The organism is Sphingomonas endolithica (assembly GCF_025231525.1).
GTDB lineage: Bacteria > Pseudomonadota > Alphaproteobacteria > Sphingomonadales > Sphingomonadaceae > Sphingomonas > Sphingomonas endolithica.
Genome location: NZ_CP103057.1, coordinates 3131461 through 3151898, shown reverse-complemented (window position 1 = coordinate 3151898; position 20438 = coordinate 3131461). Strand labels below are relative to the sequence as shown.

Below are 20438 nucleotides of genomic sequence, written 5' to 3'. Positions count from 1 at the left end.
CGCCGACTGCATCAGGGAGCGTATGTAAATGGTCGACACCCCCACCGCGGATTCCCGCGGCGAGCCGGATATCAGCCACGTCAATCCGGCCGACGCCAAGACCTGGTTCGGTCAACCAACACAGCTTGCGCGCCTGTTCTCGACTGAGGCGATGGAGCGTTTCGGCTATTATGGCATGCGCGCGTTGCTCATGCTGTATCTCACCAAGCATTTCATATTCGGCGATCGCCAGGCGACGGGGCTGTACGGCGGCTTTACCGCCCTGGTCTATCTCACCCCGCTGATCGGCGGCTATCTCGCGGATCAATATCTCGGCTCCAAACGCGCGGTGAAGTTCGGCGCGGTGCTGATGTCGCTCGGTTATTTCGTGCTCTGCTTCGGCGGGCAGACCGCCACGCCTTTCGCGACGATCGACGGCCAGCGTTATGCAGTCGAAGTTCGCCAGGAAAACGGCGCAGAGACACGTTACGTCACCAGCAGCACGCCAGGCGCGGTCGCCGAACCGCTCAAGGTGAAGGGCAATGACGACGGCACTGTCACGCTGACCCGCGCCGACGGCCAGGTCGCGCAGACCGTCGCCAAGGGCGGCTTCGTCTCCGATGCCGATCGCAGTCCGTTCTACGTCGCGCTGATGCTGCTCGCTTTGTCGATGGTGTCGGTCGGCAACGGCTTCTTCAAGCCCAATATCTCGACCATGGTCGGCGAGCTTTACCAGCAAGGCGACCGACGACGCGATTCCGGCTTCACGATCTTCTACATGGGCATCAACCTCGGCTCGCTCGGCTCGCAGATCCTGTGCCCGTTCCTCGCCGATGCCGTCGGCTGGTGGGCGGGCTTCGGCCTCGCCGCGATCGGCATGATGTTCTCCTTCGCGCTGATCCAGTTCGATGGCGGCAAGCTCGCCGGGTACGGCGAATCCCCGATCAAGGCGGGGCAGAAGGACCCCGCTTTGGGCATCTTCGCGCTGGCGCTCCTTGGGGTGCCGGCTTTCTACCTGCTGTTCGTCAACCTGATGAACATGGCGCCGCAGGTGCCGGGATCGGGCATCGTCGGCTATATCGCCTCGCTGTCGCTGATGGGCAAATTGCTGTTCGGCACGTTCCTCATCGCGGTTCCCGGCATCCTGATCTGGTCGTTCCTGAAGGGCAGCCGGAAAGAGTTCCAGATGATGCTGGCGGCGGTGGTGCTCGTCGTGTTCAACGTCGTGTTCTGGACGTTGTTCGAACAGGCCGGTTCGTCACTCACCCTGTTTGCCGATCGCAATACCGAGCTGTCGTTGCTCGGCATCCCGATCTCCGCGGGGCAGACGCAGTTCTTCAACGCGTTCTTCATCGTGACCCTGGCGCCGATCATGAGCTATCTGTGGACCAGCCTCGCCAAGCGGGGCTTGGAGCCATCGATCCCGGTCAAGTTCGGCATCGCGCTGATCGGCGTTGGCTTGGGCTTCCTGTTCCTCGTCTGGGGCACGGGCTTTGCCGGCCCCGACTTCAAGGTCGCGATGTGGTGGCTGGCCGGGCTGTATTTCATCCACAGCTTCGCCGAACTCTGCATCTCGCCGGTCGGACTCAGCATGATCACCAAATTGTCGATCGCGCGCATCGTCGGGCTGATGATGGGCGTGTGGTTCCTGTCGATCTCGGTCGCGCAATATGTCGCCGGCATCGTGGCACAGGTGGCGAGCGTCGAGACGGTCGGCGGCGAGGTGACCAACCTCAAGGTCAGCCTGGACACCTATTCGGGCGTGTTCACGACGATTTCCGAGGTCGCCATCGCGCTCGGTATCCTGCTGCTGCTGCTGTCCTGGCCGCTCAAGAAGTGGATGCACGGCGTAAAATAAGGGGGCCGTCGTGGGAAATGTGATCGCCGCCGCTATCGCCTTTGTCGGCACGCATTTCCTGCTCTCGCATCCATTGCGGCGCGCGATCGTCGCGCGGATCGGCGAAGGGCCGTTTGCTGGCCTCTATTCGCTGGTCGCGGCGGTCACGCTCGGCTGGCTGGCCTTCGCCTATCGCGCCGCGCCAGCGACGCCGCTGCTATGGGTACCGGGCGACGGCATCTGGATCGCCGTGACGATCGTGATGCTGCTGGCCAGTGTGCTGCTCGTCGGCTCGCTGATCGGCAATCCCGCGCTCCCCGATCCAAGCGGCCAGCGCAAACCCGTGCCCGAGGCGCGCGGCGTGTTCGCGATCACGCGCCATCCGATGATGTGGGCGTTCGCGCTTTGGGGTGCGTGCCATATTGCGGTGTACCCGATGGCGGCGAACATCGTGCTGGCGAGCAGCGTCATCATCCTCGCGCTGGTCGGCGCAGCGTTCCAGGACGATACGAAACGCCGATTGCGGCCCAATTTCTGGCCTGCCTGGCAGCAGCGCACCAGTTACGTGCCGTTCGCCGCCATCCTGGCTGGCCGCGCCCAGTTCGGCGGCTTCCGCGCGCATGATCTTGTCGGCGGCTTGATCGTCTGGCTCGCCGCGACCTGGGCACACATGCCGCTAGCCGGCTGGGCGGCCGGCATCTGGCGCTGGCTGTAGCGTTTCCTCTCCCGCCTCCCGCTGCCGCCGCGATAGCGTCAGCGTTGTTGCCAGATCCATCATCACGTTGCCCAGCGTCCGCATGATATCGGGGATCGTCTCCACCGCGACCAGCAACCCGAGCGGCGCGACCGGCGCACCGATCGCCGAGGCAACGGGCGCGATCGCGCTGACATAGCTGATCGTGCCGGGCAGGCTCACCGACCCCAACGACGTCAGCGTTGCGACCAACGTACCCACCGCCAGCGTGCCGAAGGTCAGCGGCACCTCGAACCAGATCGCGACATAGATCGCCACGGCGAAGTTCATCGCCGGCCCGGTCGCGCGGAAGATCGCCACCGCCAGCGGCAGGGTGACGCCCGACGTCGCCACCGGCACGCCAAGCTCGCTCGCCCCTTCGACCATCGCCGGCAGCGATGCGAGCGAGGATTGCGTGCTGATCGCGACCGCTTGGCTCGGCAATACCGCGCGGGCATAGCGCCCAAGCCCGATCCGCCCGCCGATCACCGCCAGCGGATAGGCGCTGAGCGCGACCACCGCGCCAACCGCCACCACCGTCAGGATGTAATGGACCAGCGCGCCAAACGCGCCCGTGCCCGCTCGCGCGCCGACGATCAGCGCCAGTGCGAACACGCCGACCGGCCCGATCCACAGGATCCAGTCGATCACCACCAGCATCGTATCGCGCACGGCCGTGAAGAAGGCGGTGAGCAGGTCACGCGATTCCCGCGCCAGCCGCGTCATCGCGAAGGCGAAGACGAGCGCGAAGATGATCAGCGAGATGAACTTGTTCTCCGCCATCGCCTTGACGATGTTGGACGGGATCACCGCGGCGAGGAATTCCCCGATCGGCGGAATCGTGCCGACCGCCTGCGCCCCGACCAACGCGGCCTTCAGCGCAGCAGCCGATTCGCGCGGCAGCGGCGCGATCTGCAGGAACAACGGCGTCAGGATGGCCGCGGTCAGTGCCGAACAGAACAGCAACGTCACGTACATGGCGATCGCGCGCCCCGCGAGCCGCCCCGCCTGCGCCGCCTCCGCCGTCGCCGCCACGCCGGTGATCAGCAGCGAGACGACCAGCGGCACGATCGTCATCTGCAACGCGTTCAGCCACGCCGTGCCGATCGGCTCCGCCACCGCGATCGTCGGCTGCACCGCCCCCGGTGCGTAAGCGGCCAGCGCAATGCCGCCGCCCAGCCCGATAACCAGGGCAGACAGAATACGGGTGGCTTGCGACATGCTGATCCTTCGATATGGCGTAACGTAACGGCGGCGGTGTCCATAGACGCGCCCGCATAGCGGACAGGAACAGGTTCGAATGGCAAGAAAATATTTCGGCACCGATGGCATCCGCGGCATCACCAATGGCGCGAACATGACCGCGGCGATGGCGATGAAGGTCGGCATGGCGGCCGGCGCCCACTTCCTGCGCGGCGATCACCGCCACCGCGTGGTGATCGGCAAGGACACCCGGCTGTCGGGCTATATGCTCGAATCCGCGATGGTCGCCGGCTTCACCAGCGTCGGCATGGATGTCGTACTCTTGGGACCGATGCCGACGCCCGCCGTCGCCATGCTGACGCAATCGATGCGCGCCGACATGGGCGTGATGATCTCGGCCAGCCATAATCCTTACGGGGACAATGGCATCAAGCTGTTCGGGCCCGACGGCTACAAACTGTCCGACCAGGACGAACTGGCGATCGAGGCGCTGATCGACGGCGAGATCGCGCTCTCCGCTCCTGCCGATATCGGCCGCGCGCGCCGCGTCGACGATGCGCAGGGCCGCTACATCCATTTCGCCAAATCGACTTTCCCGACCGATCTCACGCTCGACGGCATGAAGATCGTTGTCGATTGCGCCAACGGTGCCGGCTACCAGGTCGCGCCGTCCGCCTTGTGGGAGCTCGGCGCCGAAGTCATCGCGCTTGGCGTCTCGCCCAACGGCAAGAACATCAATGACGGCGTCGGCTCGACCGCGCCGGAATTGCTGTGCGAGACGGTGGTGGCAAGCGGCGCGCACCTCGGCATCGCGCTGGATGGCGATGCCGACCGGCTGATCGTGGTCGACGAGCTGGGCCATGTCGTCGATGGCGATCAGCTGATGGCGACGATCGCCAGCGGCTATGCGCGTGCCGGCCGGTTGAAGAATGGCGGGCTGGTGGCGACGGTCATGTCCAATCTCGGGCTCGAACGCCATTTGAAGGCGCAGGGCATCGGCATGATCCGCACCGCGGTCGGCGACCGCCACGTGCTGGAGGCGATGCGCGCGCAAGGGTATAATGTCGGCGGCGAGCAGAGCGGACACATCATCCTCAGCGATTATGCCACCACCGGCGACGGGCTGGTCGCCGCGCTGCAGGTGCTGGCGGAGCTGGCCTGGGCCGGCGTTCCGGCCAGCCAGTTGCTGCACCGGTTCGATCCGCTGCCGCAATTGCTCAAGAACGTCCGCTTCAAGGGCGGCAAGCCGCTCGAGCATGACAGCGTCAAGGCGGTGATCGCCGAGGCGGAGGCGGAATTGGCCGGGATCGGTCGCCTGGTGATCCGCCCCTCCGGCACCGAACCCGTGATCCGCGTGATGGCCGAGGGTGACGATGCCGCCCAGGTCACGCGCGTGGTGGATCGCATCTGCGACGCGGTGAGGCTGGTCGCCGCCTGATCATCCGGCACCATTGGGAACTATCGCTTCGGCCGATGCTTCGACTGTCGAGAAGCTCGCACATGGAGGTCGTATGGAGATCGTGAACCTACCCGCCGGGGAAAGTGCCCCGCCCGATGCCGATTGCATCAGGGTGCAGGAGCTGGAGAATGGCCGTTTCAGCCTGAACGCCTCCGTGCTTGTCCGCTGCGGCGATGTCGATCCGGCCGAGTCGATGTCGCTGATCGGCGGCGAACCCTATGACAGCTATGACGATGCTGAATCGGCGGGGCTTGCCTGGGCCAACGAACATTGCCCCGAAAAGCTTTATGTCAGCCGGTCGGCGGGCACCAAGCCGCTGCCGGATAGCACCGAGGAGGATGCTGGCTGATCGGGGGCTGGCGGGTAGCCTATGTTCCCCTGCGAACGCACGGGTCCAGGGTTACAGGCGGTGCGTTGGCGGCTCTGGGCTCCTGCGTTCGCAGGAGCACGAGGCTGCTGGGTCCTGGCCTTCGCTGGGGTGCAGTGGTAACGGTCTCTTAGCGCGCCAGCGACGGAAAGCCCGCCTTGAACGCCGCAACCTTCGGCTTGTCCCACATCATGATGTAGGGGTGCGTGGGGTTCCGGTCGAAGAAGTCCTGGTGATAGGCCTCGGCGGTATAGAAGGGTGCGCTCTCGATGCGGGTGACGATCGGCCGGGGGAATACCTTGGCCTTGCCGAGTTGCGCGATATAGGCGGCCGCCACTGCCTTCTGCTGCGGGCTCTGCGGGAAGATCGCCGAGCGATAGCTTGGGCCGCTGTCGGGGCCTTGGCGGTTCAACTGGGTCGGATTGTGCGCGATCGAGAAATAGACGCGTAGCAACGTGCCGTAGCTGACCTTGGCCGGATCGTAGACGACCTTGATCGCCTCGGCATGGCCAGTCGCCTCGGTGCTGACCTGGGCATAGCTCGCCGTGGCGCGCGTGCCGCCGGCATAGCCCGCGGTCACCGCGCGCACGCCCTTCACGCGCTCGAATACCGCCTCCATGCCCCAGAAGCAGCCGCCGGCGAACACCGCGGTCTGCAGCCCGGCGCTGCGCGGCACGTCCTGCGCGGCAGCCGGGATCGGCACCGCGCGCTCGGCATTGGCGATACCGCAGGCGGACAGCGAAATGGCGAGCCCGACGCTGGCAAGGAACTTGTTCATGGGCGAAAGCCTCGTGATGTCACACGGCGGACGCGCCGGCACGATCGATATAGGAAGGCCGCGGGCGGCCCGCCACACGGCTTAGCGTGCCGGTTGCTCCAGCGCAGCGGTCGGCGCCGAGGTCGCGAACGTATCCGCCGGGGTCAGCGTGACCATGCCGAGCGCGCCGAGTGCGAAACCGGCTGCGAATTGCCACAGGAAGGTGGATTTCAGGATCGTACGCATATTCTTGCCTCTTTACCCATCCCCCGTTTCTGGGGCGACGAGCCGTCTCGATGATGTCTGTCGATGGCGGAGATCGGTATTCGACCTCCCACCGACAAGGACGTTTTAGGAAACGCTCGGTTAACGGGGTCTGGCCGTGCTGTTCATGCGCGCGCCAGTATTCAGGCGGCGACGTTCACCACATGCTGCTTACCGAAGCGCTGCCGCCGCCGTCTGGATTCGCGTGCATGCCTCGCGCAGCAGGTCGTCCGACGTGGCGTAGGAGATCCGCATCGCCGGCGAGAGCCCGAAGGCCGCCCCCTGCACTGCCGCCACCTTGGCGTCGTCCAGCAGATAGCCGACGAAATCCTCGTCGGTGTCGATCCGCCGGCCGTTCGGCGTGGTCTTGCCGATCAGGCCGGAGAATTCGGGATAGACGTAGAACGCGCCTTCGGGCCGCGGGCAGGTGATGCCGGTCGCTTCGTTCAGCATCGACACGACGAGGTCGCGCCGCGACTGGAACAGAGCCGCATTGTCCTTCAGGAACGCCTGGTCGCCGGTCAGCGCCGCCACCGATGCCGCCTGTGCGATCGAGCACGGATTGCTGGTCGATTGCGACTGCAGCTTGGACATCGCCTTGATCAGCCAGGGTGCGCCGCCGGCAAAGCCGATCCGCCACCCGGTCATCGCATAGGCCTTCGAACAACCGTTCGCGGTCAGCGTGCGATCGTAGAGCGACGGGCAGACCTCAGCGATCGAGGTGAACTCGAAATCGTCGAACACGATGTGCTCGTACATGTCGTCGGCGAAGATCCACACGTGCGGATGCCGCTCCAGCACCTCGCCCAGCGCCATCAGCTCGGCGCGCGAATAGGCGGCGCCAGTGGGGTTGGAGGGCGAGTTGAGGATAACCCACTTGGTGCGCGGGGTGATCGCCGCTTCCAGTTGCTCGGGCCGCAGCTTGTAGTTCTGCTCCGCGCCCGCCGCCACGAAAACCGGCGTGCCGTTCGCGAACAGCACGACGTCGGGGTAGCTCACCCAATAGGGCGCCGGGATGACGACCTCGTCGCCGGCATCCAGCGTCGCGACCATCGCATTGAACAAGGTGTGCTTGCCGCCGGCGTTGATGGTGATCTGATCGCGCGTATAGGTCAGGCCATTGTCGCGCTTGAACTTCTGGATCACCGCTTCCTTCAGCTCGGGCGTGCCATCGACGTTTGTATACTTCGTCTTGCCGTCGCGGATCGCCTTGATCCCGGCTTCCTTGATGAAATCGGGCGTGTCGAAATCGGGTTCGCCGGCGCCGAGACCGATCACGTCCACCCCTTGCGCCTTCAGTTCCGCCACGCGCGAGGTGATTGCCAGCGTCGGCGACGGCTTGATGCGGGCGAGCGCGGCGGAGGGGTGCATGGCGGTTCCTGAAATAAGGGAAGCGCGGGCGCTATAGCCTTGGCGAAGTCCGGTTCGCAACCGCAACGATGGCAGGAAACGTGCCGCGCACGGCATTGCCGAGCAGGAACCCGCCGCTCAGGTCGTCGGGCGTGAGATCGCCTTCGAAGGCCCTGCCCGTGGCGATCAGCTCGGCGCGCAGCACGCCCGGCAACAATCCGCGCGCCAGCGGCGGCGTCGCCAGCACCTGCCCGCGGGGAACGAAGATGTTGGTGAAGCTGCCCTCCGTCAGGAAACCCTCGGGATCGACGAACACCACCTCGCCGGTACCCGCGGCCCGCCGCGTGGCATCGTAGAAGCCGCGGTCGCTGGTCTTGTGCCGCAACCGGAAGTCGTCGCACGCGACCGGCAGCGGCACGATCGCAACGGACATGGGCGCATCGACCGTCGGCGGCGCGGGCCCCACCTCGATCGCCACCGCACCGCTCCTGGAAAGCAGCAGCCGCAGCCGTTTGGCGGTGCGCAGGCGAAAGGTTGCCGCCTGCAATTCGTTGCGCGTGTCGTGGCGGTCGAATGGAAAGCCGAACAGGTCGGCACTCTCCTTCATCCGTGCCAGATGCCGTTCGAGCAGCAGCAGCCCGGCGTCGGGATCGAACGCCATCGTCTCGATCAGATCGAAGCGGCGCTGGCCCGCGGTCAGGAAGTCGCCCTTGGCCAGTGTCTCGTCCCATTCCTGCGCAGCGATCGAGTCCGCAACGATCCCACCGCCGACTCCGAACGCCGCCTTAGGCGCTCCGTTCCGGATCGACAGCGTGCGGATCGCCACGTTGAACATGGCGTCGCGCACGCCGCTATCGCCAGCGGCATCGATCCGGCCGATCGACCCGGTATAGGCGCCGCGTGGGCTGCCCTCGATTTCACGGATCGCCTGCATCGCACGGATCTTGGGCGCACCGGTGATCGACCCGCACGGGAACAAGGCCGACAGCACGTCGATCGCATCCTTGTCGTCGGCAAGCTCGGCAGTGACGGTCGACACCATCTGCAGCACCGTCGGATAACGCTCGACCTCGAACAGGGCCGGCACCGCGACGCTTCCCGGCCGCGCCACGCGCGACAAATCGTTGCGCATCAGATCGACGATCATCAGGTTTTCGGCGCGCTGCTTGGCGTCGCTTGCCAAGGCCTCGGCCAACGCCGCGTCTTCCTCTACCGTCGCACCACGCCGAGCCGTCCCCTTCATCGGCCGGCAGGTGAGCTTGCCGCCTTCGGCCGCGAAGAACAGTTCGGGCGAGAGCGAGAGCAATGCCTCCTGGCCGGTCCACACCAAGGCGCCATAGCCGGCCTGCGCACGGCCCCGCAGCTGCGCGTACAGCGCCAGCGGGTTGCCTGCGAAGCGGCACAGCGCGCGATAGGTGAGGTTTGCCTGATAGATATCGCCCGCCGCAATCAGGTCCAGCACCCGCCCGAACTGCGCATCGTAGTGCGCGCGGTCCAGCAACGGCTCCGGCGCGCCGATCCACGCACCGTTGGGATCGGGCAGGATCGCCCGCACGTCAGCGATATCGTCCCACCGCTCGAACAGCCCGAACCATAACAGCGGCACAGCGGCAGCGTGCGTCGCTGCCACCGCGGGCTCCAGCCCCGCCCCGGCTTCATACGCCAGGAACCCCGCCGCATGATATTCGGCGGCCGCCCGTATCTCGGCCAACGCCGCAACGATGTCGTGCGTCTCGGTGGCCACGATCACGCGTACCGGATCGCGGTACAGCCGCGCGCCGCCATCACGCGCATCGTCCAGCAGAACAAACGGGAGGGCATCCAGCGCTAGCATCCCCCGATCAGTGCCGTGCGCGCGCGGCTGCGGCAAGCGGCGAACTTGCCCCGCCTGCCCGCGCCGCCTATTTCGATGCCATGGCCAATCCACCGCTTCGCGCTGCAATCATCCCCGTCACGCCGCTGCAGCAGAATTGCACGTTGCTGTGGTGCACCGAAACGATGCGGGGCGCGTTCGTCGATCCCGGTGGCGATCTTCCCAAGCTGAAGGCAGCCGCCGCGCAGCATGGTGTGACGATCGAGAAGATCATCCTGACGCACGGCCATTTCGACCATGCCGGCGAAGCCAAGCCGCTCGCCGAGGAGCTCGGCGTGCCGATCGAAGGGCCGCATGAGGCCGATCTGTTCCTGCTCGAGACGTTGGCCGAGGACGGGATGAAATACGGCATCATGGGCGGCAAGTCGTTCGTGCCGGATCGCTGGCTGGTCGAGGGCGATACGGTGACGGTCGGCAACCTGACGCTGCACGTCTACGAGACCCCCGGGCACACGCCCGGCCATGTCATTTTCCACCACCCCGAATCGAAGCTGGCGCTGGTCGGCGACGTGCTGTTCCAGGGCTCGGTCGGCCGCACCGATTTCCCGCGCAGCAACCATGCCGACCTGATCACATCGGTGGTGACCAAGTTGTGGCCGCTCGGCGACGACACCGCGTTCATCCCCGGCCACGGCCCGACGAGTAATTTCGGCCACGAGCGCCGCTACAATCCATTCGTCGGCGAAGGTGCTACCGGCTGATAGGAACCTTACCCCAGTCCAGTCACCCACGGGGGTGCCTGGTTCGATCTGGCAAGACCATTCTTAACCTACGGCCGGCACCGTCTCGATGATCGCCGGGGGTTGGTCGTTCACCGCGATCCAGGGCAGCGCGATCGCATATAGCCCGAGGCCAAGCAGCAGCAGGAACGTGACCAAAGTTCCGCCCTCGCGCGCGCCTTTCAGCCCGTCCATGCCGAGCGCATGCGCCACACGGGCGAGCAGGAACGATATCGCCGCGATCCACAGCCAGGTCGATGTCCCGCTCGCCAGCTCGATCGCTGCGATCAGCATGACGATGAACGGGGCGTACTCGACGTAATTGGCCTGTGCGCGCATCCGGGTGATCAGCGCATCGTCACCGCCATCGCCGATGCTGACCTTGGCCGATCGCCGCGCGCTGCCGGCCCGCGTTCCGAGCCACATCGCGATGATCGCGGCACCCCCGGTCGTTACCAAGGTGATCGGTAATGTGATCGCTTGCATCATGTTCGGGCCCCCGATTATCATCGTTGCCGTGCCTGGCACTAGCCGCACTGGGTTGCAACCGCCGCGGGAATCGCTATAGGCGCAACCCTTCGTGACGTTTCCGGCCGCTTGCGCCACTGCGGCCGACTTCCCTGTCGGTAGAGTGGGGTTTCCGGTAGGGCCGTCGCTTCATAGACCGATCAAGCACAAGGTTTCGCCGAAATGGCCGTCCCCAAGAGAAAAACTACGCCGTCCAAGCGCGGCATGCGTCGTAGCCACGATTCGCTGACCGTGGCGTCGTTCCAGGAATGCCCGAACTGCGGCGAACTGAAGCGGCCGCACAATCTGTGCAATTCCTGTGGCCATTATAACGGCCGCGAGATCATCTCGGTCGAAGGCTGACCGAACAAGCGAACGGACGTCACGTGACCGACAGCTCCCGGATTGCCGTCGATGCGATGGGCGGCGACAAGGGGCTGGCGGTGATGCTGGCCGGCGTTGCGCGTGCGCGGCACAATTTCCCGGACATGCGCTTCATCCTCGTCGGGGATGAGGCCGCGATTCGGGAAGGCTTGGCGGCGCACCCCAATCTCACCGCCAATTCCGAAATCGTCCATGCGCCCGAAGTGGTCGGCTCGAGCGACAAGCCGAGCCAAGCATTGCGGCGCGCCAAGAAGACGTCGATGGGCATCGCCATCGACCTGGTGAAGCAGGGCCGTGCCGGTGCCGCCGTGTCGTCGGGCAACACCGGCGCGCTGATGGCGATGGCGAAGCTGAGCCTGCGCATGCTGCCGGGAATCGACCGGCCGGCGCTCGCGGCCATGCTGCCCACGCTCGGCGAAAACGACGTCGTCGTGCTCGATCTTGGTGCCAACACCGAATGCGATGCACGCAATCTGGTGCAGTTCGCGGTGATGGGCGCCGCTTATGCCCGGACCACGCTGGAACTGGCATCGCCCCGCGTTGCCCTGCTCAACATCGGCAGCGAAGACCAGAAGGGAACCGACGAGATCCGCGATGCCGCGCAGGCGATCAAGGAGGCAACGCATCTGCCGATGACCTTTACCGGTTTCATCGAGGGTGACCGTCTGTCGCGCGGCGATGTCGATGTCATCGTGTGCGATGGTTTCTCCGGCAATATCGCGCTCAAGACCGCCGAGGGCACGGCGCGATTCGTCGCCGACCTGCTGAAGCGCGCGTTCCAGAGCTCGATCCGCTCCAAGATCGGCTTCCTGATCTCGAAGCCCGCCACCGAATTGCTCCGCCACCACCTCGATCCGAACGTGCATAACGGGGCCGTCTTCCTGGGCCTGAACGGCATCGTGGTGAAGAGCCATGGCGGCGCCAGCGAGATCGGCGTCGCGACCGCGATCGCTGCGGCGGCCAAGATGGTGCGCGACGATCTGACCCGCAGGATCAGCGAAGACCTCGGCAATTTCGAGGCGAAGGCAGCATGAACCAGCAAGCGGAACCCGGCCCCATGCGTAGCGTGATCACCGGCACCGGATCGGCACTGCCGGCGCGCCGCGTGTCGAATGCCGAACTGGCAGAGACGGTGGATACGACCGACGAGTGGATCGTCGAGCGCACCGGCATCCGGTTCCGCCACATCGCCGGCCCCGACGAAACCACCGCGACGCTCGCCGCCGATGCCTGCAAGGCGGCGCTGGCCGCAGCTGGCCGGGCGGCACAGGATGTGGACCTGATCGTGCTGGCGACCGCCACGCCCGACCAGACCTTCCCGGCCAGCGCCACCAAGGTGCAGGCGATGCTCGGCATCGACGATTGCGTCGCCTTCGACGTGGCGGCGGTGTGTTCGGGCTTCCTCTACGCGCTGCAGGTCGCCGACAGCATGATCCGCGCGGGCGTGCACAAGTGCGCGCTGGTGATCGGCGCCGAGACGTTCAGTCGCATCCTCGATTGGGAGGACCGCACCACCTGCGTGCTGTTCGGCGACGGTGCCGGGGCGATCGTGCTCGAGGCCGAACAAGGCGGCACGCGTGGCATTCTGGGCACCAAGCTGCATGCCGACGGCCGGCACAACGACCTGCTCTACGTCGATGGCGGCCCGTCCACGACGGGAACGGTCGGCAAGCTGCGCATGAAGGGCCGCGAGGTGTTCCGCCACGCGGTGGTCAATCTCGCCTCGGTAATGACCGAGACGCTGACCGCGGCCGGCCTGGACGCGGGCGACGTCGACTGGGTCGTGCCGCACCAGGCGAACGCCCGCATCCTGGATGCGACGGCGCGCAAGCTCGGCCTGCCACCCGGCAAGGTGGTCGTCACGGTCGATCAGCACGCCAACACTTCTGCCGCCTCGGTGCCGCTGGCGCTGGATACCGCCGTTCGCGACGGGCGCATCCAGCCGGGCCACCTGCTGGTGCTGGAGGCGATGGGCGGGGGCTTCACCTGGGGTGCCGCGGTGGTACGCTTCTAGCACTCGAAACGCATCCGTCACAAAGGTCTTCACGGGCGCTCCGCCCTTGTGTTACGGACCTTTTCTGCCGCCAAGGGAAGGGTTTTGCATGGCGCCTGTAGGTACACTGACACGAGCCGATCTGGCGGAATCGCTTCATCATCAGGTGGGGCTGTCGCGCGCCGATTCCGCCAAGATGGTCGAGGATATTCTCGCCCATATGTGCGAATCACTGTCGCGCGGTGAGAACGTCAAGATTTCCGGCTTCGGCACCTTCGTGCTGCGCGACAAGGGGGAACGCGTGGGCCGTAATCCCAAGACCGGGGTCGAGGTGCCGATCGCACCGCGACGGGTGCTCACCTTCCGCGCGAGCCAGATGATGCGCGATCGCATCGTCAGCGGCGGCTGACATGATCCCGCCCGGGACACCCGACAAGGCGGCGGGGGCGTTCCGGACAATCGGCGAGCTTTCCCGCGAGACCGGGCTGCCGCAGCATATCCTGCGTTATTGGGAAACGCGCTTCCCACAATTGCGCCCGCTGCAGCGCGCCGGCAATCGCCGCTACTATCGGCCCGCGGACGTCGCGCTGGTACAGCGGATCGACGGCCTGCTGAACCACCAGGGCTATACCATCCTCGGCGTGCAGAAGCTGCTGGCGGCCGAGCGCAAGTCTCCGCCGAAAGCGGCGATGGAGACGGATGACGCCCAGGTAATACGGGCGGTGCGCGACGGGCTCGCGGATGCCCTAGATACCGACAGCCGTTCTATCGAGGACTGATGCCCGTCGCCAACATGTCGGCGATCGTCTCCGCGATATCCTCCGGCGTGCGATCCTCGCCCCACACGCCGTAGCGCAGGCCCAGGAAGACGTTGATCCCCATCAGCGCCCAGGCGTGAACCTCGCTGACGTCTGCGCGAATCTCGCCGCGGGTTGCCGCGTCCTTCAATCGTCCGGCGATGCGCTCGGCAGTGGTGGCATAGTGAAGGCGGAAACTTTCCGGATCGACGAATTCCGATTCGTCGATGATGCGGTACAATTCCTTGTGCCCGCGCACGAAGCCGATGAATTCGCGCAAGCCGGCCTGTTCGGCGGCGAGTTGATCGGGCGCGGCGCGGATCGCCGGCGCGACATGATCCCGCACCTGATCCGAGATATCGCGGACCAGCGCGCGGAACACGGCGTCCTTGGTATCGAAATAGGTGTAGAAGCTACCCAGCGCGACGCCCGCCCGCCGCGTGATGCCGCTGATCGACGCATCGTGGAAGCCGCGTTCGCCGAATTCGAGCGCCGCTGCATCCAGGATCGCCCGCATCGTCCTGCGCCCACGCTCCGTGCGCGGCGCCTTGCCCTCGCTCGCGGCATCTGTCGCGCGATCACGCGGCGGCGTCGCCGGATCGGCCCCTTGCGACACTATTTCTTCTCTCCTCGACATCCAAGTTGAAACCCGGTTCAGGTTTCAGTATAGCTATGCGTCGACAGCGTACAACCCGGATCACCGGCCGCAAGCAAGCGGGGCGCTTTATAGGGAGGATGGTTTCATGGCTCACTTCAGGTTCGCGCGCCGCTTGCTTCAGACGGGTGTCGCACTGTTCGCCTTGACGACGGTCCCGGCCTTTTCGCAGGAAACCGCGCCTGCGGCTGACGACCTGCAGGCGGCCGGGGTCGAGGATGCCGCTGCCCAGGGTGAGGTCATCGTCACCGCCCGCCGCCGCCAAGAACGGCTGCTCGACGTGCCGGTCGCCATCTCCGCCTTCTCGGGCGCGCAGCTCGAGGCATCGGGTGCGCTGGACGTCACCGACCTGGCCAATGTCACCCCCAACGTCACGCTGGAAGTGTCGCGCGGGACCAACTCCACGCTGACCGCCTTCATCCGCGGTGTCGGCCAGCAGGACCCGGTTGCCGGCTTCGAGGCCGGCGTCGGCATCTATCTCGACGACGTCTATCTCAATCGTCCGCAGGCGGCGGTGCTCGACATTTACGACGTGGAGCGGATCGAAGTGCTGCGCGGGCCGCAGGGCACGCTGTACGGCCGCAACACGATCGGCGGTGCGGTGAAGTACGTGACGCGGCGTATCGGCGACGATCCGACGCTGAACGTTCGCGCCAGCTATGGCAGCTACGATCAGGCGGATGGGGTGATCAGCGCAAGTGCGCCGATCGGCAATAGCGGCTTCAAGATCGGCGGCGCGGTGGCGCGGCTCAGCCGCGGCGGCTTTGGCGACAATCTCACCACGGGCGAGGAAAACTATAACCGCGATCTATGGGCTGCCCGCGGCACGCTGCAATACGATCCCAGCAGCAGCGTCTTCTTCCGCCTGTCCGGCGACTACACCAAGGACAATAGCAATACGCGCGGCGGCCACCGCTTGATCCCCGCGCTCAACAGCACGGCCTTCCCGGTGCTCGACGACGTCTATGACAGCCGCGGCGCGCTGGTCGCCCCGAAGCAGAAGGTCGAGGCCTATGGCGGCTCGCTGTTCGCCGAATTGAAGCCGACGGACTGGCTGACCTTCCGGTCGATCACCGGCTATCGCAAGGACGATAGCGCCACGCCGATCGATTTCGACGCGTTGCCGGCGGTGGATGTCGATGTGCCTGCTTTCTACAACAACAAGCAGTTCAGCCAGGAAGTGCAATTGCTGGTCGATACCGGGCCGTTCAATGCGCTGCTCGGCCTCTATTATCTCGACGCCAAGGCACGCACCGTGTTCGACGTGCGGACGCCGAACACGGTCACCGCGCTGACGTTCGGCGATGTCCGCACCGATACCGTCGCGATCTTCGGCGATGCGACCTACGATATCACGCCCGCGCTCAGCGTGTCGGTGGGTGGCCGCTACACCTGGGACACGCGCCGCTCGCAAGTGGAGCGCAACGTCTATCTGGGCGCTTCGCCCTTCTTCGGCGGCACCACCGCGCCGATCCTGCGGCAGACCGACTTCCGCGGTTCGGCGGACTTCGCCAAGTTCACCCCGCGCGCGTCGATCAGCTTCAAGCCCGCGCAGGACAATCTGCTGTACGCAAGCTACGCCAAGGGCTTTAAGGGCGGCGGCTTCGATCCGCGCGGCGTGGGCACGGCGGCGCCCGATCTCAACGGCAACGGCATTTCCGGTGCCGGCGGCGATCAGGACGACATCTTCGATTTCCTATCGTTCGAGCCCGAGACGGTCGAAAGCTACGAGATCGGCTACAAGGCCAGCCTGTTCGATCGGCGGCTGACGCTCGCCTTGGCGGGCTTCCATGCGCGCTATACCGACGTGCAGGTGCCTGGATCGGTCGGGCAGACGTTGAACGGCGTGCAGACGTTCGTCGGCGTTACCACCAATGCCGGCCGTGCGCGGATCAACGGCATCGAAGCGGAAGCGAACCTGACGGTGCTGCGTGGTGGGGATGGCCAGCGGCTGAGCTTGGCCGGCACGGTGGGCTATCTCGATGCGAAATATACCCGCTTCATCGATGCCCGCGGCATCGACGTCGCCAACCGGCGCAAGTTCCAGAACACGCCGGACCTGACGGCAAGCGGCACGATCGCTTATACACAGCCGATTGGCGACGGATCGATCGATCTCAGCTCGACCCTGTCCTACCGCAGCGATTCGCAGCAGTTCGAAGTGAAAACGCCGGGGCTTGATCAGCCGGGATTTGCATTGCTCGACGCCAATATCGTCTACAACATCAACGAGCGTTTTTCGATCGGCGTCCATGGCAAGAACCTGACGGACAAGCGCTACATCGTCTCCGGATACAATTTCCTGACGCAAAATCCAGATAGCGGTGAGTATGTCCTGTCGGCGGTGCCGACCAATCCGAATTACCTTAAGCCCGGCCTCGCCCCGACGCTCGGCAATACCGGCACGTTGACGGCCTATTACGGCAACCCCCGCCAGGTCTTCGCCACATTCACGGCGAAGTTCTGAACGGCCAACTTCTGAATGGACGGGCGCCAGGCCGACGCCCATGAAGGCTATGGGCGCGGCAACGATCCGCGCCCGGACTGCCGATACCGCCCGGGAGAGCGCCTGATGACCGACACCACTGCACCGACTCCCGTCAAGCCGAGTTCCGGCTACAGCGCGCTGGTGCTGGGCATGCTGTTGCTGGTCTATACCTTCAACTTCCTGGACCGGCAGATCCTCGGCATCCTGGTGCAGCCGATCAAGGCGGAACTGCATCTGAGCGACACGCAATTGGGGCTGCTCGGTGGGACCGCCTTTGCGATCCTCTATTCGACGCTCGCCATACCATTGGCGCTGATCGCCGACCGCACCAGCCGGTCCTGGGTGATCACGATCAGCCTGACGGTATGGAGCCTGTTCACCGCTTTGTGTGGGCTGGCGACGAGCTTCGGGCAGATGTTCCTGTTCCGCCTGGGCGTCGGTGTGGGCGAAGCGGGCGGCGTGGCGCCGTCCTATGCGCTGATCGCCGACTATTTTCCGCCCGAACGGCGTGCGCGCGCGCTCGGCATCTATTCGATGGGTATTCCGATCGGGCTAGCCATGGGCACGTTGCTCGGGGCGTTCATCGCCACCTATGTCGATTGGCGCGCGGCGTTCATCACGGTCGGCGTGGCGGGCATCGTCATCGCGCCAATCTTCCGCCTGATCGTCAAGGAGCCGGTCCGCGCGGTAGCGCCAGTGGGGCGGGCGCCGGTCAGCGCGGTGTTCGCGATCCTGGCGCGGAAACCCAGTTTCTGGCTAATGGCCTTTGCCGCCTCGATGAGCAGCCTGGCCGGCTATGGACTCGCCTTCTGGGTGCCGTCGCTGATGATCCGCAGCTACGGCTTCGACCTGCAAGGCGCGGCTTTGTACTTCGCCTCGCTCTTGCTGGTCGGCGGGGCGAGCGGCGTGTTCCTGGGCGGCGTACTGGCCGACCGGCTGGGCGGCGACCGGGGCAATTACGCCAAGCTGCCGGCGATCGCCTGGCTGATCACCGGGCCGCTGTTCATCGCCGGCTTCCTGTCGCCCTCCCCGTGGGTCGCCTGGTTCTTCTTCATCATCCCCAATGCGCTCAACATCTTGTGGCTGGGGCCGCTGACCACCGCCGTGCAGCACCTGGTCCCTGCGCATATGCGCGCGACCGCCTCGGCGAGCTTCCTGCTGATCAACAATCTGATCGGGCTCGGCATCGGATCGGTGGCGATCGGGGCCTTGTCCGAGGCGCTGACCGCACGGTTCGGCACCGAGGCACTGCGCTATTCGGCGGTCGCCGTGGCGTGCTTCTACGTGCTGGCGACGATCCTGGCGTTTCTGGCGGTGAAGCCGCTGCGCCGGGACTGGGTAGACGAGCCGGTGGCCGCCTAAGCCGTTCCCGGGCGAAGGCCGGCCCCGTAGTAGGCTAGTTGGGAACGGCTGCTGCGCTTCGTTACGTCGGCCGTCGCTACTTGGCCCGGCCTGCGCCGGGGAACAGTGAGGCTACCGTTCGCGCGTCGCGGCGAACTTCACCTTGGGATAGCGATCGGCGACATAGCCCACGTCCCACGCCGTCTTCGCCATATACACCGGGTTGCCGTCGCGATCCTTGGCAAGCTGGTTGCGGTTGATGTCGGCGAAGGCCTTCAGATCGGCCGGATCCTCGGCCGACACCCAGCGCGCGGTGTCGTAGGGCGCCATCTCCAGCCCGGCATCGACCTTATACTCCGCTTCCAGCCGGCTGAGCAGCACCTCCAGCTGCAGCTGCCCGACCACGCCGATGATCCAGTTCGAGCCGATCTCGGGATAGAAGACCTGCGTCACGCCTTCCTCTGCCATGTCGTCCAGCGCCTTGCGCAACTGCTTGGTCTTTGTCGGATCCTTCAGCACGACACGCCGCAGGATTTCAGGCGCGAAATTGGGCAGGCCCGTGAAGCGCACGTCGGCGCGCTCGCTCATCGTGTCCCCTACCCTCAGCGTGCCGTGATTGGGGATGCCGATGATATCGCCGGGGAACGCCTCGTCGGCCAGTTCGCGGTTCTGCGCGAAGAACAGGATCGGCGAGTGGATCGCGATCGGCTTGCCGTGGCCGGTTGGGGTCAGCTTCATGCCGCGCTTGAACGTGCCCGAGCACAGCCGCATGAAGGCGATGCGGTCGCGGTGGTTGGGGTCCATGTTCGCCTGGACCTTGAAGATGAAGCCGGTGACGTCCGCGCGGTCGGGCGTGACCGGCGCGGGCTCGGCCGGCTGCGGGCGTGGGCCGGGGGCGTGGGCGCCAAGCGCAGCGATCAGTTCGGCGACGCCGAAATCCTTCAGCGCCGAACCGAAATATACCGGCGTCAGATCGCCCGCGCGATAGCGCTCGACATCGAAGCCGGCATAGCCGCCCATCGCCAGCTCGGATTCGTCGCGCAGCGCAGCCAGCGCGGGCGCGGAGATGGTCGCCGCCAGCTTGGGATCGTCCATGCCGGTGAAGTCGAGCGACGTGCCCATGAACTCGCGGCTCGGCCCTTCGGGTTGGCTGAGCGTGTTGGCGTGAAGATCGTAGACACCCTCGAAATCGCTACCCATCCCGACCGGCCAGCTCATCGGGGTCACGTCGAGCTGGAGGATATCGGCGATCTCGTCGAGCAGTTCGAACGGCGGACGGCCTTCGCGATCGACCTTGTTGACGAAGGTGATGATCGGCACCGCGCGCAGGCGGCATACCTCGAACAGCTTGCGCGTCTGCGCCTCGATGCCGCGTGCCGCATCGATCACCATGACGGCGGAATCGACCGCGGTCAGCGTGCGATACGTGTCCTCCGAAAAGTCCTCGTGCCCCGGCGTGTCGAGCAGGTTGAAGGTCAGCCCGTCTTTCTCAAAGGTCATCACCGACGACGTGACCGAGATGCCGCGCTGTTGCTCGATCTTCATCCAGTCGGACCGCGCACGGCGATTCTGCCCGCGCGCCTTCACTTCGCCGGCGAGATGGATCGCGCCGCCGAAATACAGCAATTTCTCGGTCAGCGTGGTCTTGCCGGCATCGGGATGGGAAATGATCGCGAAGGTGCGGCGGTCGGAAATCTGGGACATCCGGATGCCCTAGCTTCGCGCGGCGCAT

The 20438-nt window shown here is 65.6% G+C and carries 20 protein-coding genes; 12 read left to right on the top strand and 8 right to left on the bottom strand.

Going from position 1 to position 20438, the window contains the following annotated elements; all coding sequences use genetic code 11:
• Positions 1-28 precede the first annotated feature (28 nt).
• The gene (locus NV382_RS14860; RefSeq protein WP_260597496.1) at positions 29-1837 is read left to right on the top strand and encodes a peptide MFS transporter; all 1809 of its coding nucleotides are present in this window, start codon (positions 29-31) and stop codon (positions 1835-1837) included.
• 10 nt (positions 1838-1847) lie between these two features.
• On the top strand, positions 1848-2531 hold the full coding sequence (locus tag NV382_RS14855) for an NnrU family protein (RefSeq protein WP_260597495.1): 684 nt from the start codon (positions 1848-1850) through the stop codon (positions 2529-2531).
• On the opposite strand, the gene NV382_RS14850 is transcribed toward NV382_RS14855, so the two are convergent.
• Positions 2493-3770, bottom strand: coding sequence for a dicarboxylate/amino acid:cation symporter (locus NV382_RS14850; protein WP_260597494.1), 1278 nt, complete (start codon positions 3768-3770; stop codon positions 2493-2495). The two genes, NV382_RS14855 and NV382_RS14850, sit on opposite strands and share 39 nt — an antisense overlap.
• A gap of 79 nt (positions 3771-3849) precedes the next feature.
• Here NV382_RS14850 and glmM point away from each other — a divergent pair, with 79 nt between their 5' ends.
• Both glmM and NV382_RS14840 read left to right on the top strand, forming a co-directional pair.
• Positions 3850-5190: a phosphoglucosamine mutase gene (gene glmM / locus NV382_RS14845; RefSeq protein WP_260597493.1), complete on the top strand. Its 1341-nt coding sequence runs from the start codon at positions 3850-3852 to the stop codon at positions 5188-5190.
• A 73-nt stretch (positions 5191-5263) separates the two neighbouring features.
• Positions 5264-5560 carry a hypothetical protein gene (locus NV382_RS14840; protein ID WP_260597492.1) on the top strand — a complete coding sequence of 99 codons (297 nt, stop codon included), beginning with the start codon at positions 5264-5266 and terminating at the stop codon, positions 5558-5560.
• A gap of 148 nt (positions 5561-5708) precedes the next feature.
• On the opposite strand, the gene msrA is transcribed toward NV382_RS14840, so the two are convergent.
• The 4 genes from msrA to pabB form a co-directional block, all read right to left on the bottom strand.
• Positions 5709-6356 carry a peptide-methionine (S)-S-oxide reductase MsrA gene (msrA, locus tag NV382_RS14835; protein ID WP_260597491.1) on the bottom strand — a complete coding sequence of 216 codons (648 nt, stop codon included), beginning with the start codon at positions 6354-6356 and terminating at the stop codon, positions 5709-5711.
• A gap of 81 nt (positions 6357-6437) precedes the next feature.
• Positions 6438-6581: a hypothetical protein gene (locus tag NV382_RS14830; protein WP_260597490.1), complete on the bottom strand. Its 144-nt coding sequence runs from the start codon at positions 6579-6581 to the stop codon at positions 6438-6440.
• 189 nt (positions 6582-6770) lie between these two features.
• Positions 6771-7970, bottom strand: a complete 1200-nt coding sequence (locus NV382_RS14825) for a pyridoxal phosphate-dependent aminotransferase (RefSeq protein ID WP_260597489.1) — start codon at positions 7968-7970, stop codon at positions 6771-6773.
• A 31-nt stretch (positions 7971-8001) separates the two neighbouring features.
• Entirely contained in the window at positions 8002-9783 is a 1782-nt protein-coding gene (gene pabB, locus NV382_RS14820; RefSeq protein ID WP_260597488.1) for an aminodeoxychorismate synthase component I, read from the bottom strand.
• An 80-nt stretch (positions 9784-9863) separates the two neighbouring features.
• Here pabB and NV382_RS14815 point away from each other — a divergent pair, with 80 nt between their 5' ends.
• A complete protein-coding gene (locus NV382_RS14815) occupies positions 9864-10523 on the top strand; it encodes an MBL fold metallo-hydrolase (RefSeq protein WP_260597487.1) in 660 nt (219 codons plus the stop codon).
• A 63-nt stretch (positions 10524-10586) separates the two neighbouring features.
• Here NV382_RS14815 and NV382_RS14810 read toward each other — a convergent pair whose 3' ends face one another.
• A complete protein-coding gene (locus NV382_RS14810; RefSeq protein ID WP_260600433.1) occupies positions 10587-11027 on the bottom strand; it encodes an MAPEG family protein in 441 nt (146 codons plus the stop codon).
• Positions 11028-11231: 204 nt separating this feature from the next.
• Between NV382_RS14810 and rpmF the strand changes: the two genes are divergently transcribed.
• The 5 genes from rpmF to NV382_RS14785 all read left to right on the top strand — a co-directional run bounded on the left by rpmF (position 11232) and on the right by NV382_RS14785 (position 14204).
• Positions 11232-11411 (top strand): 50S ribosomal protein L32, encoded by a 180-nt coding sequence (gene rpmF, locus NV382_RS14805; protein WP_260597486.1) that lies wholly within the window; start codon positions 11232-11234, stop codon positions 11409-11411.
• 23 nt (positions 11412-11434) lie between these two features.
• Entirely contained in the window at positions 11435-12466 is a 1032-nt protein-coding gene (gene plsX, locus NV382_RS14800; protein WP_260597485.1) for a phosphate acyltransferase PlsX, read from the top strand.
• Positions 12463-13446 (top strand): beta-ketoacyl-ACP synthase III, encoded by a 984-nt coding sequence (locus tag NV382_RS14795; protein WP_312026749.1) that lies wholly within the window; start codon positions 12463-12465, stop codon positions 13444-13446. The genes plsX and NV382_RS14795 overlap by 4 nt, the downstream gene beginning before the upstream one ends.
• Positions 13447-13534: 88 nt before the next feature.
• Positions 13535-13834, top strand: coding sequence for an integration host factor subunit alpha (locus tag NV382_RS14790; protein WP_260597484.1), 300 nt, complete (start codon positions 13535-13537; stop codon positions 13832-13834).
• 1 nt (position 13835) lies between these two features.
• Complete coding sequence (locus tag NV382_RS14785; RefSeq protein ID WP_260597483.1) at positions 13836-14204, top strand: MerR family transcriptional regulator; 369 nt, start codon at positions 13836-13838, stop codon at positions 14202-14204.
• On the opposite strand, the gene NV382_RS14780 is transcribed toward NV382_RS14785, so the two are convergent.
• On the bottom strand, positions 14191-14838 hold the full coding sequence (locus NV382_RS14780) for a TetR/AcrR family transcriptional regulator (protein ID WP_260597482.1): 648 nt from the start codon (positions 14836-14838) through the stop codon (positions 14191-14193). The genes NV382_RS14785 and NV382_RS14780 overlap by 14 nt on opposite strands.
• 127 nt (positions 14839-14965) lie before the next feature.
• On the opposite strand from NV382_RS14780, the gene NV382_RS14775 reads away from it, so the two are divergent.
• Both NV382_RS14775 and NV382_RS14770 read left to right on the top strand, forming a co-directional pair.
• Positions 14966-17344: a TonB-dependent receptor gene (locus tag NV382_RS14775; RefSeq protein ID WP_260597481.1), complete on the top strand. Its 2379-nt coding sequence runs from the start codon at positions 14966-14968 to the stop codon at positions 17342-17344.
• A 105-nt stretch (positions 17345-17449) separates the two neighbouring features.
• The gene (locus NV382_RS14770) at positions 17450-18727 is read left to right on the top strand and encodes a spinster family MFS transporter (protein WP_260597480.1); all 1278 of its coding nucleotides are present in this window, start codon (positions 17450-17452) and stop codon (positions 18725-18727) included.
• A 111-nt stretch (positions 18728-18838) separates the two neighbouring features.
• On the opposite strand, the gene NV382_RS14765 is transcribed toward NV382_RS14770, so the two are convergent.
• Positions 18839-20410 carry a peptide chain release factor 3 gene (locus tag NV382_RS14765; RefSeq protein ID WP_260597479.1) on the bottom strand — a complete coding sequence of 524 codons (1572 nt, stop codon included), beginning with the start codon at positions 20408-20410 and terminating at the stop codon, positions 18839-18841.
• Positions 20411-20438 lie beyond the last annotated feature (28 nt).

What these genes read in the sequence shown, in the direction of transcription:
- NV382_RS14810 (WP_260600433.1), bottom strand. Translation starts at nt 11,027, where the DNA reads ATGCAAGCGATCACATTACCGATCACCTTGGTAACGACCGGGGGTGCC.
- NV382_RS14790 (WP_260597484.1), top strand. Translation starts at nt 13,535, where the DNA reads ATGGCGCCTGTAGGTACACTGACACGAGCCGATCTGGCGGAATCGCTT.
- pabB (WP_260597488.1), bottom strand. Translation starts at nt 9,783, where the DNA reads ATGCTAGCGCTGGATGCCCTCCCGTTTGTTCTGCTGGACGATGCGCGT.
- msrA (WP_260597491.1), bottom strand. Translation starts at nt 6,356, where the DNA reads ATGAACAAGTTCCTTGCCAGCGTCGGGCTCGCCATTTCGCTGTCCGCC.
- NV382_RS14860 (WP_260597496.1), top strand. Translation starts at nt 29, where the DNA reads ATGGTCGACACCCCCACCGCGGATTCCCGCGGCGAGCCGGATATCAGC.
- NV382_RS14840 (WP_260597492.1), top strand. Translation starts at nt 5,264, where the DNA reads ATGGAGATCGTGAACCTACCCGCCGGGGAAAGTGCCCCGCCCGATGCC.
- NV382_RS14850 (WP_260597494.1), bottom strand. Translation starts at nt 3,770, where the DNA reads ATGTCGCAAGCCACCCGTATTCTGTCTGCCCTGGTTATCGGGCTGGGC.
- NV382_RS14785 (WP_260597483.1), top strand. Translation starts at nt 13,836, where the DNA reads ATGATCCCGCCCGGGACACCCGACAAGGCGGCGGGGGCGTTCCGGACA.
- NV382_RS14825 (WP_260597489.1), bottom strand. Translation starts at nt 7,970, where the DNA reads ATGCACCCCTCCGCCGCGCTCGCCCGCATCAAGCCGTCGCCGACGCTG.
- NV382_RS14775 (WP_260597481.1), top strand. Translation starts at nt 14,966, where the DNA reads ATGGCTCACTTCAGGTTCGCGCGCCGCTTGCTTCAGACGGGTGTCGCA.
- NV382_RS14795 (WP_312026749.1), top strand. Translation starts at nt 12,463, where the DNA reads ATGAACCAGCAAGCGGAACCCGGCCCCATGCGTAGCGTGATCACCGGC.
- NV382_RS14770 (WP_260597480.1), top strand. Translation starts at nt 17,450, where the DNA reads ATGACCGACACCACTGCACCGACTCCCGTCAAGCCGAGTTCCGGCTAC.
- NV382_RS14830 (WP_260597490.1), bottom strand. Translation starts at nt 6,581, where the DNA reads ATGCGTACGATCCTGAAATCCACCTTCCTGTGGCAATTCGCAGCCGGT.
- NV382_RS14815 (WP_260597487.1), top strand. Translation starts at nt 9,864, where the DNA reads ATGGCCAATCCACCGCTTCGCGCTGCAATCATCCCCGTCACGCCGCTG.
- glmM (WP_260597493.1), top strand. Translation starts at nt 3,850, where the DNA reads ATGGCAAGAAAATATTTCGGCACCGATGGCATCCGCGGCATCACCAAT.
- rpmF (WP_260597486.1), top strand. Translation starts at nt 11,232, where the DNA reads ATGGCCGTCCCCAAGAGAAAAACTACGCCGTCCAAGCGCGGCATGCGT.
- NV382_RS14765 (WP_260597479.1), bottom strand. Translation starts at nt 20,410, where the DNA reads ATGTCCCAGATTTCCGACCGCCGCACCTTCGCGATCATTTCCCATCCC.